Source organism: Aeromonas sp. s13, from assembly GCF_040907905.1.
Taxonomy (GTDB): Bacteria; Pseudomonadota; Gammaproteobacteria; order Enterobacterales; family Aeromonadaceae; genus Aeromonas; species Aeromonas veronii.
In genome coordinates, this window is the sequence record NZ_JBFOCS010000072.1 from 119,771 (window position 1) to 135,312 (window position 15,542).

Consider the following 15,542-nt stretch of genomic DNA (forward strand, 5'->3'; position numbering starts at 1 on the left):
CAGCGCAGCGACGGCACCATGGTGCCACCCGGGGAGTTTATCCCCATCGCCGAAGAGACCAGCCTGATCCTCGAGATCGGCTACTGGGTGATGAAGACCGCCTGTGCCCAATACAGCTTCTGGCTCAACCGTGGCCTGCAGATCCCCCATCTGTCGGTCAACGTCAGCGCTCGCCAGTTCCACACCCAGGGCTTCGTACAACAGGTGGAGTACATCTTGCGCGACACCGGTGTGCCCCCCTCCCGCCTGCTGCTGGAGGTGACCGAATCGGTAGTATTGGAGAATCGGCAGGAGAGTATTGCCAGAATGCGCCAGCTCAAGGAGCTCGGCATCCTCATCTCCATCGATGACTTCGGTACCGGCTACTCGTCGCTGGCCTATCTGCGGGATCTGCCCGCCGATGAGGTGAAGCTGGACAGAAGCTTCATTCAGACCCTGGTACACAGCGAACAGGACAGAGCCATCGTCAAGGCGATACTCGATCTGGCCCAGGTCTTTCGTTTTACCGTCACCGCCGAAGGGGTGGAAGAGGAGGCGCAGCTGGCCATCCTCAAAGCACTGGGATGCCAGCATTATCAAGGGTTTCTCACCAGTCGGCCGCTCACCGTCAAGGGGCTGGAGCAGCTGCTTGGCAGCCGAGCGCCGGACTAAAGGTGTAGGATCAATAGGGGTTTATGTAATAAAATAACGGCCTGCTCGAATCGTTGGAGTTGTTTATGTCTGTCATTAATCGGATCCCTGCCGTTGAAATCAGCCAGCCAGCCGGAGCTCACGGCACCGTTGGCCGGATCCATTCCGTCGAAACCTGCGGCACTGTCGATGGCCCGGGAATACGCTTTATCGTATTCATGCAAGGCTGCCTGATGCGCTGCAAGTACTGCCACAACCGCGATACCTGGGATACCGAAGGTGGCCGCGAAGTGACCGTACCGGAGTTGATGAGTGACATCACCAGCTATCGCCACTTCATGAATGCCTCCGGTGGTGGCGTGACAGCGTCCGGCGGTGAAGCCATGCTGCAACCGGCTTTCATTACCGAACTCTTTACCGCCTGCAAAGAGAAAGGGATCCACACCTGTCTCGACACCAACGGCTTCGTCCGTCATCTCGACGAACAGGTGGACAAGCTGCTCGACCAGACCGATCTGGTGCTGCTCGACATCAAACAGATCAATGACGAGAAACACATTCCGCTGACCCACGTCAGCAACAGATACACCCTGGAGTTTGCCCGCTATCTGGCAGCCAAAGGCAAGACCATGTGGATCCGCTACGTGGTGGTACCGACCTGGAGCGACGACGACGAGAGCGCCGAAGGGCTGGGCCAGTTTATCGCCGAGCTGGGCGATAGCGTGGAGAAGGTGGAGCTGCTCCCCTACCATGAGCTCGGCAAACACAAGTGGGACGTACTGGGCGACCCGTACGAGCTGAGCGGGATCAAGCCCCCCAGCAAGGAGACCATGGAACGGGTCAAGGGCATCCTCGGCAAGTACCACAACAACGTCAAATATTGATGGTAAAAGCAGGCTGATTCGTCAGCCTGCTCTGCTATGGGGCGGTCGGGAAGGCCGCCCGGACTCTACTGCATGAATGGACGACAAGATGAGTGAAGGACAACTCGCCGCCCTCCTGATCTGGCTGGTACTGCTGGCCTTCAGCCTGCGCCGCTCTCTGTGGCAAACCCTCCATGACAACCCCCTCTATCAGCACCTGTTGCTGGGTAGTGCCATCGCGCTGGTGCCGCTCTGGTATCTAAGGGCCGGTCTGCATGAGGGGCTGGAGGTCCATTTTCTCGGGCTCACCTCCCTCACCCTGCTGCTCGGCTGGCGGCTGGCGTTGCTCGCCCCCTGCCTGACCCTGCTGGTGCTCGGTTACTTCGGCGTCACCAATCTGGCCGATTTTGGCTGGCAAGCGCTGGTTGGCATCGCCCTGCCGGTGGCCACCAGCTGGCTGCTGTTTCTGGCCAGCTGGGCCTGGCTGCCGCGCCATCTCTTTGTCTATATCTTCGTGGCCGCCTTTCTCGGCGGCGCCATCACCATCTCGGTCAAGGTGGCCGCCAGCGCATTGCTGATGGGGCTGAGCGACAGCTACCCCTGGCACACCATCACGGCGGATTACCTCTCCATCTGGCCACTGCTGCTGTTTCCCGAAGCCCTGCTCAACGGCATGGCGATGACGGTGCTGGCCATCTACCGCCCCCACTGGGTCAATACCTTCTTCGACCGCACCTATCTGGGCAAGTAACGCTCTCTTTCCTGATCTGCGCCCATAAAAAAGGAGAGGCCATCGCCTCTCCTTTTGGTATTCAACATGTTGCCAAATCCCGGCTTAGTGCAGCTTCAGGGTCGGGCGCAGTACCCGGTTGATGCGACCCACCAGCATGATGAGGCCGGTCTTGACGTAGCCGTGCAGGGCGATCTGGTGCATCCGGTAGAGGGAGATGTAGACCAGACGGGCAATGTAGCCCTCCACCATCATGGAGCCGCGCATCAGGTTGCCCATCAGGCTACCCACGGTGGAGAAGCGGCTGAGGGAGACCAGCGAACCGTGGTCGTGGTAGAGGTAGGGCTTCATCTCGCCGCCGTTCATCTTGGCCAGGATGTTCTTGAACGCCTGGCTGGCCATCTGGTGGGCAGACTGGGCGCGCGGCGGCACGAACTTGCCATCCGGCTGCGGGCAGGCGGCGCAGTCACCGATGACGAAGATGTTCTCGTCACGGGTAGTCTGCAGGGTCTCTTTCACCACCAGCTGGTTGATGCGGTTGGTCTCAAGACCGGCGATATCCTTCATGAAGTCAGGTGCCTTGATACCGGCCGCCCACACCATCAGATCCGCTTCAATCAGCTCGCCATCCTTGGTGTGCAGACCGTCGCTGGTCGCTTCGGTGATCATGGTGGCGGTACGCACGTCCACACCCAGCTTGACCAGCTCCTGATGGGCGGCGCCACTGATGCGCTCCGGCAGAGCCGGCAGAATGCGCGGGCCCGCTTCCACCAGGGTCACCTTCAGGCTGTCGGTGGTGAGGTTCTTGAAGCCGTAGGCGTAGAGCTGCTCGACCGCGTTGTAGAGCTCGGCAGAGAGCTCGACGCCGGTGGCGCCGCCGCCGACGATGGCAATCTTCACCTTATCGCCCGGCTTATATTCGGTGGCGAACTGCAGGAAGCGGTTCATCATGCTGTTGTGGAAACGGTGCGCCTGGGAGGGGCTATCGAGGAAAATACAGTTATCCTTGATGCCCTTGGTGTTGAAGTCGTTGGAGACAGAACCGATGGCCATCACCAGATAGTCGTAGGGCAGCTCGCGCTCGTTGACCACGATGTCGCCATTGTCGTCGTGGATCGGGGCCAGCACGATGCGTTTATCGTCACGCTTGATGTCGGTCAGGGTGCCGAGCTGGAAGTCGAAACCGTGGTTCTTGGCGTGAGATTGGTAGCTCAGGGCATCGATGCCCGCATCCATGGAGCCGGTGGCTACTTCGTGCAGCAGGGGTTTCCACAGGTGGGTGCGGTTGCGATCGACCAGAGTGATCTTGGCCTTGTTCTTCTTGCCAAGCTTGCGACCCAGACTGGTGGCCAGCTCCAGGCCACCGGCGCCGCCGCCTACAACGACAATATTCATCATGATGATTTTCCTCGGTTCCTCAAAACGAAAGGGAGCCATTGGCTCCCTAAAACGAAATCGGTCGACGTGATGGATCAGGCTTCTTTGAAGGCCTTCATCCGCTGCAGATGATGCGAGATATTTTTGAACTTATGAGTCTCGCGCTCATCCCACACGATGTCGTAATAGTTCTTCAATTCACGTTCAGTGTCCCGATTATCGCGCACTTCATCCTGAACGGAAAGGATACACAGGCAGTTTCCTGAATTTTTCTTACGAAATTCAGTTACACACTTGGTACCGATATCGTCATATTCTTCCGGCCGGTCGATCTTGCCCTGCATGTTCTCTTCCGGATGGAGGTTGGGGTTGAAGATCACTTGGCGAATGCCGCACAGAAAGCCGATCCGCTCGCTCCAATAGCCACCAAGACCCACGCCGCAGATCAGCGGTTTGGGATCGGTACTCATATCGAGCTGTTTTTTCACTTCCTTGAGCAGATGGCTCATATCATGACGGGGGTGAACCGTGCTGTAGTGCACGAAACGCACATCATCATCAATAAACTGCAACTGCAGCACTTTCTCGTGATTGCCTGGGCTGGTGGCATCAAAGCCATGCAGATAGATGATCATGGATAAGACCTCAGGATCTGTGTCGGTTTTATCGAAACTACCCCAGCGGCGGCCCCGTGCGCCACCAAAACATCCAACTTTCTTGCTTTGGATCACGCCCCCGCCCCCGATTGCGCCCTGCAGCCCGCGAGCGCCGTCACATGCAGAGGGGCGCATTGCGAGCAACGTTATGGTGCCCGGCTATCAAAGTGAGATCGCAAGACCAATAATGATAAACCCCTTACCAATCTGAGATGCCCTCACCTCCTTCCCCTGCCAGCAGCCGGACACTTATCTGGCCGGTATGTGACTCATCCCGCAAAAACAAGGCGTTATCACCAAACGTTTTCTCTCGTGAGCGGCGTTGTGCATGTTTTGTGCACTGACCCGTGCTGCACCGGATCCCTCTCACTACTGCCGAGGGATCTGGCACCTCTGTCAATACACGAGATCAATGACCGGGAAAGCTGCGGCTTTCACTATCTTGCCTGTAGCAGTTGCGCGGGCTTCAAGGAGTGATCTGTTCATGAACGAGACCAATCCCCCCTCCCCCCGACCGGGTGCGCGCAAGCGCCCGGTGGATGAAGTGGAGCGCATGCTCCCCATGGGCCAACTCTTTACCCTGGGCCTGCAACATGTGCTGGTGATGTACGCCGGCGCCGTGGCGGTGCCACTGGTGATTGGCGGCAGTCTGGGGCTGCCCAAGGATCAAATCTCCTACCTTATCAGTTCGGATCTCTTCTGCTGCGGCATCGTCACCCTGCTGCAATGTGTCGGGATTGGCCGTTTTGCCGGGATCCGGCTGCCGGTCATCATGTCGGTCACCTTTGCCGCCGTGATGCCCATGCTGGCCATCGGAGCCAACCCGGATCTGGGGCTGACGGGCATCTTCGGCGCCACCATCGCCGCCGGTATCATCTCGACCCTGCTGGTGCCGCTGATAGGTCGGCTGATGCCACTCTTCCCCACCGTCGTCACCGGGGTGGTTATCACCTCCATCGGGATCAGCATCATGCAGGTGGGGATCGACTGGATGGCGGGGGGCAAGGGCAATCCGGAATATGGCAGCCTGCGCTATATCGGCACCAGCTTTCTGGTGCTCGTCTTTATCCTGCTGGTGACCCGCTTCACCAAGGGCTTTTTCAGCAATATCTCGGTGCTGCTCGGGATCATCTTCGGTTTCGTGGTGGCCATCGCCATGGGCGAAGTGAGCCTCGATGGCCTCGGCGAGGCAGCCTGGTTTGCCCCCATAGTGCCCTTCGCCTTCGGCTGGCCCACCTTCGATCCCATCTCCATCGCCACTCTGACGGTGATCATGCTCATCACCTTTATCGAATCCATGGGGATGTTTCTGGCCCTTGGCGACATCGTCGGCCATCCGGCCAGGCGCGGTGATATCGTGCGCGGGCTGCGGGTGGATGGCATCGGCACCATTATTGGTGGGATATTCAACAGCTTCCCCCACACCTCCTTCTCCCAGAATATCGGTCTGGTGAGCGTGACCGGGGTATCGAGTCGCTGGGTCTGCGTGATGTCGGGGGGGATCCTGCTCGCCTTTGGCCTCATCCCCAAGATGTCGGTGCTGGTCGCCTCCATACCGCCCTTCGTGCTGGGGGGCGCCGGTATCGTGATGTTCGGTATGGTGCTGGCCACCGGCATTCGCATCCTGGCGCGCACCGATTACAACAGCAACCGTCACAACCTCTATATCGTCGCCATCAGTCTCGGAATTGGCATGATCCCGACGGTCTCCGGGAATTTTTTCCAACAGCTTCCGGCGCAGCTACAACCGCTTTTTCATAGCGGTATTCTGTTGGCCACCATCAGTTCGGTACTGCTCAACCTCTTCTTCAACGGCTATCAGCCTGACCTGACTCACCAGACCCGTCCTCTATTCGTTGGTCCCATCAAACCGCAACAAAAGCAGGCATAACAAACAGGCCCCCGGACAGCGAGACTGTCCGGGGGCCTGTTGTTCATATCACCGCTGACCCAATCAGGCAGGCAACTGCGCGAAGCGCTCTACCGCCCGCGCTACTTGTGTCAGACTCCCCTGCCAGAAGGCGGCCTCACGGATATCTTGCCCCAGATGCTTGGCTACCAGCTCTTCGGCGCTCATGCGGCCGGTATCGCGCAGCAAGGCGCGATACGCCTCGGCAATGCCCTCTTCCCCCGCCGCCTTGCGGCTCATCAACTGCTGATAGACCCCGAGGCTGAACAGATAACCAAACAGATAGGGATAGTTGTAAAAACCCAGCCCCGCGATGGAGAAGTGCGCCTTGGCCGCCCAGAACATGGGGTGATAGCGGGTCAGGCTCCCCTCATACCAGCGTCCCCACGCTTCGTCAGTCAGTACCTTGAGCCGCTCTGCCGACACATAACCCTGCGCTCGCTCGGCCACCAAGGCCTGCTCGAAATCGAAGCGAGCCGGGATATTGACCAGGAAGGTGGCCACGCCGTCGGCCTCGGCCCAGGCGATGGCCAGCTGCTCTTCCGGGCTTTGCGCCTGCTCGAACAGGGCGCTGCGCACCAGGGTTTCGGCGAAGATGGAGGCGGTCTCCGCCAGCGTCATGGGGTAGCTGCGCTGGCTCATCGGCAGATCCCGGATCACCCAGTTGTGCCAGGCGTGGCCCAGCTCATGGGCCAGAGTGATGACGTTGTCCATGGTGCCGGCATAGGTGACGAAGACCCGCGGTTCGACCGGTTCGGCAAACTTGGTGCAGTAGGCGCCGGTGCGGCGATTTGGCGTGGGCGCCGCATCAATCCACCCCTTCTCGGCCATCATGCGGGCAAACGCCCCCATCTCGTGATCGAAACGGCTAAAAGCATCGGCAATCAACTCGATCGCCTCCTCGAACGGGATCTCGCGGCTGCTGACGGCCGGAGGCGGCGCAAAGAGATCCTCCGGCCCCAGATCGTCGAGACCAAGGCGCTCGGCCATCAGCTCCAGCGCCCGCTGGCCCAACCCACGGGCTCGCCAGGTTTCGCTCATCAGGGCATCGAGGGTGGCGCGTTCGATATGACTTTGATGGCAGGAGAGATCCAGCGCATCGAGCACACGGGTTTTGCCGCGCTGACGGGCCAGCTCCAGCCGCCAGCCGTTGAGGGCATTGAGTATGGCGGCAACCGTCTCCTGCTCCCCTTCCCAACCGGCGCTGATGGCATCAAAGGCTTCTAAACGCAGCGCACGTATCGGGCTGGAGAGCAGATTGCTCGCCTCGGCCAGCCCCATCTCGCGGCCATCAATGGTTAACCGGATCTTGCCCACCAGATCGTTATAGAGGTTGCCCCAGGCGTGCAGACCATCGGTGCCCAGGCCAATCACCAGCTGCTCCGCCGCCACCGGCAAGCGCTGATCCTGCAAACGACGCTCGTGGCGCAGGCGGTACGCCTCCTCGCCGAGCAGCGGATCACTCATCAACGCGGCAAATTCATCTTCCGGCAGCGCCAGCATCAGATCTTCCACCGGCGCCAGCGTCTTGAACAGATCGGCATTGAGGGCGCGGGCACGGGACGCCAGCTGTTTGGCCTGCGGATCCCGCGCATCCTGACTGCCGCAGCACGCGGCCAGAATGGCGACGTTCCAGCCGATATGGCGAATATCACGGGCGCGCAGCCGCACTTCCCGCAAGAAATCCTGTAGCGCAGCGTCATCGCTACGCACCCCGTCCAGACCTGCCATATAGCTGGCCAGCTCCTCCAGCGCGTGGCGGGCTGCGCGCATGTCCGCTTCCAGCTCTGGGCTGTCGAGGCCCGGGTAGATATGGTCGTTATTCCACTGTTGTTGATACATAGCTTCTCGCAAAGGCCTTTATCGGGAGGCGCAACAGACCTGCGGGCAGCAAGTCAGAGACCGGGCAACCCGAAGGCCAAAAAATGAAGAGAGGAAAAAAGAGACAATGGCCCGCAAGCTCGCTTACCCCTTGGCCGGGGCAAGGCGGCTCACCAGCGTCATCACCGCAACCAGCAACAGGCCCGCCACCACACCGGCCACGGCGTTGAGCAGGGTCGGTGTCACCGCCGCCAGTACGGCCCCCACGGTGGGCAGGGTGGCAACAACGGCAGCAGCGCCTTCAATCAGGTGATGGGCAAAGGGCCAGCCGTGCACCAGAATGCCGCCGCCCACCATAAACATGGCGATGGTACCGACCAGTGCCAGCAGGTGCATCAAACGGGGGGCCGTCACCAGCAGCCCCTGTCCCACCGCGCGGCGCAGGGCGCTGCCATCAGGCTTTTGCAGCAGATGCAGACCGATGTCATCGAGTTTGACGATCAACCCCACCAGCCCGTAGACCCCTACCGTCATCAGCACGGCAATACCCGCCACCACCGAGAGCTGCAGGGCGAGGCTTGCCCCCTGCACCGTGCCAAGGGCGATGACGATGATCTCGGCAGAAAGAATGAAATCGGTGCGGATCGCCCCCTTCACCTTCTGCTGTTCAAACGCGACCAGATCATCGGGGATAGGAGCTGTGTGTGCCTCACCCTCACTCGCCTCATGGGGCAGGAATTTGTGCGCCAGCTTCTCGGCCCCCTCAAAGCAGAGGTAGGCGCCACCCAGCATCAAGAGCGGCGTGATAAGCCAGGGCACCAGCGCACTGATGGCGATGGCGGCAGGCACCAGAATAAGCTTGTTGCGAAATGAGCCCTTGGCCACCGCCCACACCACCGGCAACTCCCGCTCGGCCCGTACCCCAGAGACCTGCTCCGCGTTGAGGGCGAGATCATCCCCCAGCACCCCGGCGGTCTTCTTGGCCGCCATCTTGGTCATCAGCGCCACGTCATCAAGCACGCTCGCGATATCATCGAGCAGGGCCAACAAACTGGTTCCGGCCATATCAAAGATCCCTTATATCAGTGAGAAACGTCTTCCCGAAAAATGTCTCGCGCTTGTTCACCACGACCTTGGTCATCAGCGCCACGTCATCAAGCACGCTGGCGATATCGTCGAGCAGGGCCAACAAACTGGTTCCGGCCATATCAAAGATTCCTTATATCAGTGAGAACAACCCCGGGAGAGAGGTGTACGTCCCGATAACCACCAAGGTCAACAGGACCACCTCATGGCGATCGCAGGCCATCATCGGCCGAGCCAAAAATCCGGCGATCGCCATAGGGGGGTTACGTCTTGCGGGCAAAAGATGGCACAGTGTAACGAGAAGCCGCCGTTTCGGCAGCTCCCCTGAGCCATTTGTTCCTGGTTCCCTCTGAATCACCTCAAGGAGTTCCCATGCAACCCTGGCAACCTCTGCTCGCTCTCTGGTTTGGCGACGAAGCCGATGACGTCCTGCGGGCCACACGGCAAGCCCCGCTCTGGTGGGGGAAAAGCAGCGAAACGGATGCCCTGCTGGCCAGCCGCTTTGGCAAGCTGGCAGAGGCGGCAGCCAACGGGGAGCTGGCCGACTGGGCCGATCTGCACCACGGCAGGCTGGCGCTGATCCTGCTGCTCGACCAGCTGCCCCGCAATATCCATCGCGGCACGCCTGCGGCCTTTGCCCAGGATCCGCTGGCAAGGGATCTCTGCCTGAAAGGGCTGTCCATCGGGGCTGACAAATCCCTCTCGCCACTGGAGCGGGTCTTCTTCTATCTGCCGCTGGAGCATGCCGAATCCCGCGAACAACAGGCCAGAAGTGTGGCGCTGTTCGAGGCACTGGCTGCCGAGCAGGCTGGCACACCGGCGCAGGCGATCTTTGCCGGATTTGCCGACTTTGCCCGCCGTCATCAGGTGATCATCGAACGCTTTGGCCGCTTCCCCCACCGCAACGACATTCTGGGTCGCACCAGCACACCGGAAGAAGCGACATTTTTGCAGCAACCGGGCTCAGGCTTCTAAGCAAGCCATATAAAAAATCCCCGCCAGCTGGCGGGGATAGCAGATGGATAACAACTGTCGGCGTTACTGAATGCGATAGCGGGATATCTGCTGGTGGATGCTCTCGGTGGTGACATTAAGCTCCTCGGCGGCGGCTGAGGTCTCTTCCGCTGTGCTGCTGGTTTGCTGCACGACCTGAGCAATCTGCTCTACCTGATGAGCGATCGACTCGGCGGCCGAACTCTGCTCGCGGATGGCATTGGTGATCTCGCCCACCTGATCCATCACCCGGTGCGACGCACTGCGGATCTCGGCAATAATGGCACCACTCTCTGTCGCCATGGTGACCCCCTGGCTCACCTTCTCCTCCACCAGATGCATGCGGGAGACCGTATTGTTCGACTCCTGCTGGATCGCCTCTACCGTGGCGGAGATCTCCTGGGTGGATTGGGCTGTGCGCTCAGCCAGTTTGCGCACTTCATCTGCCACCACCGCAAAGCCACGGCCGGACTCTCCGGCCCTCGCCGCCTCAATGGCCGCGTTCAAGGCCAGCAAGTTGGTCTGCCCCGCCACATCACGGATCACGTTGACCACACCGCCAATGCGCGAAATGCCCTCACCCAGCGCAATGACCTCGGCCGAGGCCTGCCGAATGGAGTCGGCGATCTCGTTGATGGCATGAACGGTGCGCTCGATGGTCCGGCCCCCCTCGGTCGCCAGTTGCCCCGACTCGTTGGTGATGCGGCTCGTCTCCTGAGTGCGCTGGGAGATATCTGTGATGCTGACCGTCATCTCTTCCACACCGGCGGCTATCAGACTGGTGGCATCATTGGCCTGATTAGCCGAGCTGGCCAGGTGTTGCGCTGCCTGAGAGAGGGATTCGGCAGTGCTCTTGATCTGCAAGCTGCCGACGGAAAATTCGGTAAATGTCTGTTGCAGCGTATCTAGCAGCCGGTTGACCGCATTGAGGGTCAGGCCAATCTCATCCTGCTGTTTCACGTCTGCTCTCAGGGTAAAGTTGAGGTCACGCTGGATCCGGGTCAGGGTATCCATGGCGGTGCGAAGGGGATTGGCCACCTGATTGAACAACCAGACAAACAGCCCCATCGTCAGCACGGTGGCACCACCGGCGATCAACAACAGGGTTTGCAGGCTGTTGTCGTAGTTCTCCTGACCCTGCTTCTTGAGCGCCAGTCCCAAATCCATATTGAAGTTGACGTGAAGCTCGATTGCCTTGGCAAATTGCTTGAACAGTCCGTATGCCTCTCCCGCCAGCATGTCTCTGGCTTCATCATTCTTGTTTTGGCTGGAGAGCTGCAGAACCTTGTCTATCTCCTGATAATATTGCGCGACTATGCGTTGATCATCGTCAGTCAGGCGCCGATCTTCATCATTGGAGAGCATCTCTGCCTTATATTTGTCGAGCAGCGAATTGATCTGTCCCCGTATCTCGGTGATACCCGTTTCAATCTGCTGCATCTTGCTTGAGTCGGTATTGAGCACATGTGTTTGCACCAGCGAGTGCAATTCATAGAAATCGGCCTGTACTTCCTTAATCAGCGAAATACTGGGCACCGTATTGTCCGTCACATAGCTCAAATCACGGTTGCCTGCCCCAAGGCGATTGATACTGAACCAACTGAGAAAAATGAGCGTCAGCATCACCAGCAGCGCTATCAGTTGCAGTCGACGAGCAATATTCATAACCGTACACTCCAGATGGAAACTATCTAGCAGTGTAGACGAGCCATAAACAATAACGGCCCGCATTGGCGGGCCGTTGTTGTTTATTTTTCATGGCTTTGTGATCAGGCTTTGGCTGGCTCACTCTCGCCCAGCGCGACGGTTTCACCCAGACTGTCTTCGGTCTTGGCGACCACGCTGGCGGCGATGGCGTTGCCCAGCACGTTGGTGGCTGAACGGCCCATGTCGAGGAAGTGGTCGATCCCCAGCAGCAGCAAGATGCCCGCTTCCGGAATATGGAACTGGTTCAGGGTAGCGGCAATCACCACCAGAGAGGCGCGCGGTACCCCGGCCATCCCCTTGGAGGTGACCATCAGCAGCAGCAGCATGGTGATCTGCTGGGCCATGGAGAGCTCGATACCATACGCCTGGGCGATGAACATCACCGCGAAGGTGCAGTACATCATGGAGCCATCGAGGTTGAAGGAGTAACCCATCGGCAGCACGAAGCTGGCGATGCGCTTGTCACAACCGAACTTCTCCAGACGATCCAGAGTCTTCGGATAGGCGGCTTCGGAGCTGGCGGTCGAGAAGGCGAGCAGGATGGGTTCGCGGATCATCGCCAGCAGCTTGATGACGCGACCACGCAGGAAGACGCTGCCCATGGCGATCAGCAGCAGCCAGAGGCAGGCCAGTGCGATATAGAACTGGGCCATAAAGCTGCCGTAAGTGACCAGAATACCCAGCCCCTCTTTGGCCACCATGGCGGCGATGGCGCCAAACACCGCGAACGGCGCAAAGTTCATCACATAACCGGTCACTTTCAGCATGATCTCGGCAGCGCTGGCCATCAGCACCACCACCGGCTTGGCCAGATCGCCGAGCGCGGCGGCAGCCAGACCAAAGAAGAGGGAGAAGACCACGATCTGCAGGATCTCGTTGGTGGCCATCGCCTCGACCACGCTCTTGGGGATGGCGTGGGTCACGAAATCTTTCAGGGTAATGGCACCGGCAGCAATGCCCGAGCTGGCGGTGTCATTGGGCAGGGAGAGCGAGAGACCCACACCCGGCTGCATCAGGGTCACCATCACCAGACCCAGGCTCAGGGACATCAGGGAGGCCAGCATGAACCAGCCGAGGGTCTTGGCACCAATACGCCCGACGGTGCGGGTGTCGCCCATCTTGGCGATACCGACCACCAGGGTGGTGAAGACCAGGGGAGCGATGATCATCTTGATCAGGCGCAGGAAGATATCGGTCAGGATCGTGATGTTATTGGCGAAATCCGCAGCCTGATCGGCAGCAAACAGGCGATAGCCCTGGCCGGTAAGGATGCCAAGCAACATCGAAATGAGGATGGCGACCGTCAGTTTATTCATTTTCATGGGGGAGTCCCGGTTTTGATTGGTGCAAGCCGTAAACAGTGGCGTGGGAGCCACTACAGTCCGTTTTTGTGATCCGAGCCGTTGATTCCTGGCGGCTGGTATGCTGGGAGAATGCCTAAAAGCAGGGGGTAAATCTAGAGGCTTTATCCAGAATTTTATCCTGCCATTAGGTGTATGTGATATGGATCTTGCAAACCACCAATATTAATCACTGTTTATTTTGATTTCGGCGAGATATTTCGCATTAAGAGTTCGCTCATCGAGTGCCCGTGGCAACAGGCGAAAAGTGAGCAGCGCCGAGATGGTATGCTGCACCTGCATCTGGGCCATAAAGAGATCCGGCTCATCCTCGTCAAAGCCGAAGATCGGCCGTGATGGGGTCACCCTGACGGCATCGCGGTTAATGGTCAGCTCATCGACCTTGAGCCAGGAGTAACCCTCTGCCAGTGCCAGCTCCCCTGCCCGCTTGAGCACATATTTGCGGGCGGTCTCCCTGTCCACCAGATCGTTGCCGACAAACTCCAGCTGCCACTTGTCAGGGCCAAGCCGGGTCTGGGAGAAACCGGTCTGGCCGTTCCAGAATGACTTTTCACTCTCGTAAGGGGTGGCGCAGCCCACCAGCAGCAGGGTGAGCATCAGCAGACAACAGGGTTTAGATACGGATGCAGACACGAGAGGCCTCGCCAGGCAAATGAGCAACAGAGTCGTTACTACACCATAAAGCGCGGTGGCTGCACAATCGACTCACGCCAGCAGCGACCGGCACGCATCACCACTGCACGCCTGTGCGGCAAATCGCAGGCAAAAGAAAAGGCCTTGTCGTTTGACAAGGCCTTTACCGGGGAATTTGGTCGGTGTGAGAGGATTCGAACCTCCGACCCTCTACACCCCATGCAGATGCGCTACCTGGCTGCGCTACACACCGACGGAGTCAGCTCGGCTGACGGGGGCAGAGTTTATGGAGATGACCCTGCCCTGTCAACAGGGAAACGCCGCCAATTCCTAAGCCACGGTGCGTTCGCCTGCTTTGCGAACAATCAGCGGTTAAAGGTCAGCCGCTTGCCCAGGATCTGGTCAGTCACCTGCCCGTTTTGCCAGGCGATCTGGCCGTTCACCAGCGTCATCTCCACCGTGCTGTGGAAGCGGTAGCCGTTGAAAGGCGACCAGCCACAGTGGTAGAGGATGTTGTCATCGTTGACCACATAGGGCTTGCCCAGATCCAGCAGCACCAGATCGGCGAAATACCCCTCGCGGATATAACCGCGATCCTGCACCTGGAAGCGCTCGGCCACCGCATGGGAGGTCTTCTTGACGATAGTCTCCAGGGTAAACACGCCGTTGTGGTAGAGCTCCAGCAGCGCCTGCAAAGAGTGCTGCACTAGCGGCACACCGGACGGCGCCTTGAAGTAGCTGTTCTGCTTCTCTTCCCAGGTGTGGGGCGCGTGGTCGGTGGCGATGATGTCGAGCACGTCGTTGCGTACCGCATCCAGCAGCGCCTGTTGGTCGGCGGCACTCTTCACCGCAGGGTTGCACTTGATCAGGCTGCCCTGGGTCTCGTAATCGGCATCATTGAAGAAGAGGTGGTGCACACACACCTCGGCGGTGATGTTCTTGTCCTTCAGCTCGCTCAGGTCATGGCTGGCGGTAAAGAGCGACAGCTCCTTGGCCGAGGTCAGATGCAGCACATGCAGCTTGGCACCGTATTTTTTCGCCAACGCCACCGCCATGCTGGAGGATTTGTAGCACGCCTCGTCACTGCGAATGCGGCCGTGCTCGCCCATCGGCACATTCTCGCCCCACTTGGCCCGCGCCGCCTCTTCCGCCTTGGCGATGGTCGGAGTGTCTTCGCAGTGGGTCACGATCATCACCGGACTTTCGCGGAAGATGGCCGCCAGGGTCTCCTGATTGTCCACCAGCATGTTGCCGGTCGAGGAGCCCATAAACACCTTGACCCCGCAGGACTGCTTGGGATCGAGACGCTTGATCTCTTCAAGGTTGTCGTTGGTGGCGCCGAGATAGAAGCTGTAGTTGGCGACGGAGGAGTTGGCGGCGATCTGGTATTTGGCTTCGAGGGCGTCGAGGGTGGTGGTCTGGGGATTGACGTTGGGCATTTCCATGAAACTGGTGGTGCCACCGGCGACGGCGGCGCGGGATTCGCTGGCGATAGTCCCCTTGTGGGTCAATCCCGGCTCCCGGAAGTGGACCTGATCATCGATCATTCCGGGGATGAGATGGCGACCTGCAGCATCGATAACCAGCGCATCGGGCGCCTCGATATCCGGGGCGATGCGGGCAATCCGTTCCCCCTCGATCAACACATCGGAGGCATAGATACGGCCTTCGTTGACCAGGGTGGCATTCTTGATAAGCAGTTTGTTCATGGGGGGTTCCAGTTCCTTTGCCGATAATCGCGGGTCATAATAGCGCAAAACTGCCCTTTCTCTGTAG

General features: G+C 59.2%; 14 protein-coding genes and 1 tRNA gene. 5 read left to right on the top strand and 10 right to left on the bottom strand.

The genetic code is table 11. The annotated features are described in order from the left end of the window. The 3 genes from AB5Y82_RS14995 to AB5Y82_RS15005 all read left to right on the top strand — a co-directional run. The coding region (locus AB5Y82_RS14995; RefSeq protein ID WP_368174169.1) for a putative bifunctional diguanylate cyclase/phosphodiesterase at window positions 1-651 on the top strand (651 nt) is incomplete at its 5' end. Between the two features lie 65 nt (window positions 652-716). Then, entirely contained in the window at window positions 717-1,514 is a 798-nt protein-coding gene (pflA, locus tag AB5Y82_RS15000; protein ID WP_080768686.1) for a pyruvate formate lyase 1-activating protein, read from the top strand. An 88-nt stretch (window positions 1,515-1,602) separates the two neighbouring features. Next, window positions 1,603-2,244 carry an energy-coupling factor ABC transporter permease gene (locus AB5Y82_RS15005; protein WP_005361550.1) on the top strand — a complete coding sequence of 214 codons (642 nt, stop codon included), beginning with the start codon at window positions 1,603-1,605 and terminating at the stop codon, window positions 2,242-2,244. 84 nt (window positions 2,245-2,328) lie between these two features. Here AB5Y82_RS15005 and AB5Y82_RS15010 read toward each other — a convergent pair whose 3' ends face one another. Together AB5Y82_RS15010 and ycfP are read right to left on the bottom strand one after the other, a co-directional pair. Next, entirely contained in the window at window positions 2,329-3,621 is a 1,293-nt protein-coding gene (locus AB5Y82_RS15010) for an NAD(P)/FAD-dependent oxidoreductase (RefSeq protein ID WP_005333998.1), read from the bottom strand. A 74-nt stretch (window positions 3,622-3,695) separates the two neighbouring features. Next, the gene (gene ycfP / locus AB5Y82_RS15015; RefSeq protein WP_005334000.1) at window positions 3,696-4,235 is read right to left on the bottom strand and encodes an alpha/beta hydrolase YcfP; all 540 of its coding nucleotides are present in this window, start codon (window positions 4,233-4,235) and stop codon (window positions 3,696-3,698) included. Between the two features lie 505 nt (window positions 4,236-4,740). On the opposite strand from ycfP, the gene AB5Y82_RS15020 reads away from it, so the two are divergent. Continuing rightward, a complete protein-coding gene (locus AB5Y82_RS15020; protein WP_069527695.1) occupies window positions 4,741-6,147 on the top strand; it encodes a nucleobase:cation symporter-2 family protein in 1,407 nt (468 codons plus the stop codon). Window positions 6,148-6,210: 63 nt separating this feature from the next. Here the strand turns inward: AB5Y82_RS15020 and AB5Y82_RS15025 are convergent, their stop codons facing one another. From AB5Y82_RS15025 to AB5Y82_RS15035, 3 genes are all read right to left on the bottom strand, one after another. After that, a complete protein-coding gene (locus tag AB5Y82_RS15025) occupies window positions 6,211-8,007 on the bottom strand; it encodes a M3 family oligoendopeptidase (RefSeq protein WP_368174170.1) in 1,797 nt (598 codons plus the stop codon). A 123-nt stretch (window positions 8,008-8,130) separates the two neighbouring features. Beyond that, window positions 8,131-9,051, bottom strand: a complete 921-nt coding sequence (locus AB5Y82_RS15030) for a DUF808 domain-containing protein (protein ID WP_058053833.1) — start codon at window positions 9,049-9,051, stop codon at window positions 8,131-8,133. A gap of 1 nt (window position 9,052) precedes the next feature. Then, the gene (locus AB5Y82_RS15035) at window positions 9,053-9,193 is read right to left on the bottom strand and encodes a hypothetical protein (protein ID WP_021231002.1); all 141 of its coding nucleotides are present in this window, start codon (window positions 9,191-9,193) and stop codon (window positions 9,053-9,055) included. Between the two features lie 251 nt (window positions 9,194-9,444). On the opposite strand from AB5Y82_RS15035, the gene AB5Y82_RS15040 reads away from it, so the two are divergent. After that, window positions 9,445-10,047 carry a DUF924 family protein gene (locus AB5Y82_RS15040; RefSeq protein WP_368174171.1) on the top strand — a complete coding sequence of 201 codons (603 nt, stop codon included), beginning with the start codon at window positions 9,445-9,447 and terminating at the stop codon, window positions 10,045-10,047. A gap of 63 nt (window positions 10,048-10,110) precedes the next feature. Here AB5Y82_RS15040 and AB5Y82_RS15045 read toward each other — a convergent pair whose 3' ends face one another. From AB5Y82_RS15045 to AB5Y82_RS15065, 5 genes are all read right to left on the bottom strand, one after another. Beyond that, on the bottom strand, window positions 10,111-11,730 hold the full coding sequence (locus AB5Y82_RS15045; protein ID WP_368174172.1) for a methyl-accepting chemotaxis protein: 1,620 nt from the start codon (window positions 11,728-11,730) through the stop codon (window positions 10,111-10,113). A 104-nt stretch (window positions 11,731-11,834) separates the two neighbouring features. Next, on the bottom strand, window positions 11,835-13,094 hold the full coding sequence (locus AB5Y82_RS15050) for a dicarboxylate/amino acid:cation symporter (RefSeq protein ID WP_151287223.1): 1,260 nt from the start codon (window positions 13,092-13,094) through the stop codon (window positions 11,835-11,837). Window positions 13,095-13,298: 204 nt separating this feature from the next. Beyond that, the gene (locus AB5Y82_RS15055; RefSeq protein ID WP_041235087.1) at window positions 13,299-13,730 is read right to left on the bottom strand and encodes a hypothetical protein; all 432 of its coding nucleotides are present in this window, start codon (window positions 13,728-13,730) and stop codon (window positions 13,299-13,301) included. Between the two features lie 212 nt (window positions 13,731-13,942). Next, a tRNA-Pro gene (locus AB5Y82_RS15060) sits at window positions 13,943-14,019 on the bottom strand. A gap of 112 nt (window positions 14,020-14,131) precedes the next feature. After that, a complete protein-coding gene (locus AB5Y82_RS15065; RefSeq protein WP_042053202.1) occupies window positions 14,132-15,475 on the bottom strand; it encodes a dihydroorotase in 1,344 nt (447 codons plus the stop codon). Between the last annotated feature and the right edge of the window lie 67 nt (window positions 15,476-15,542).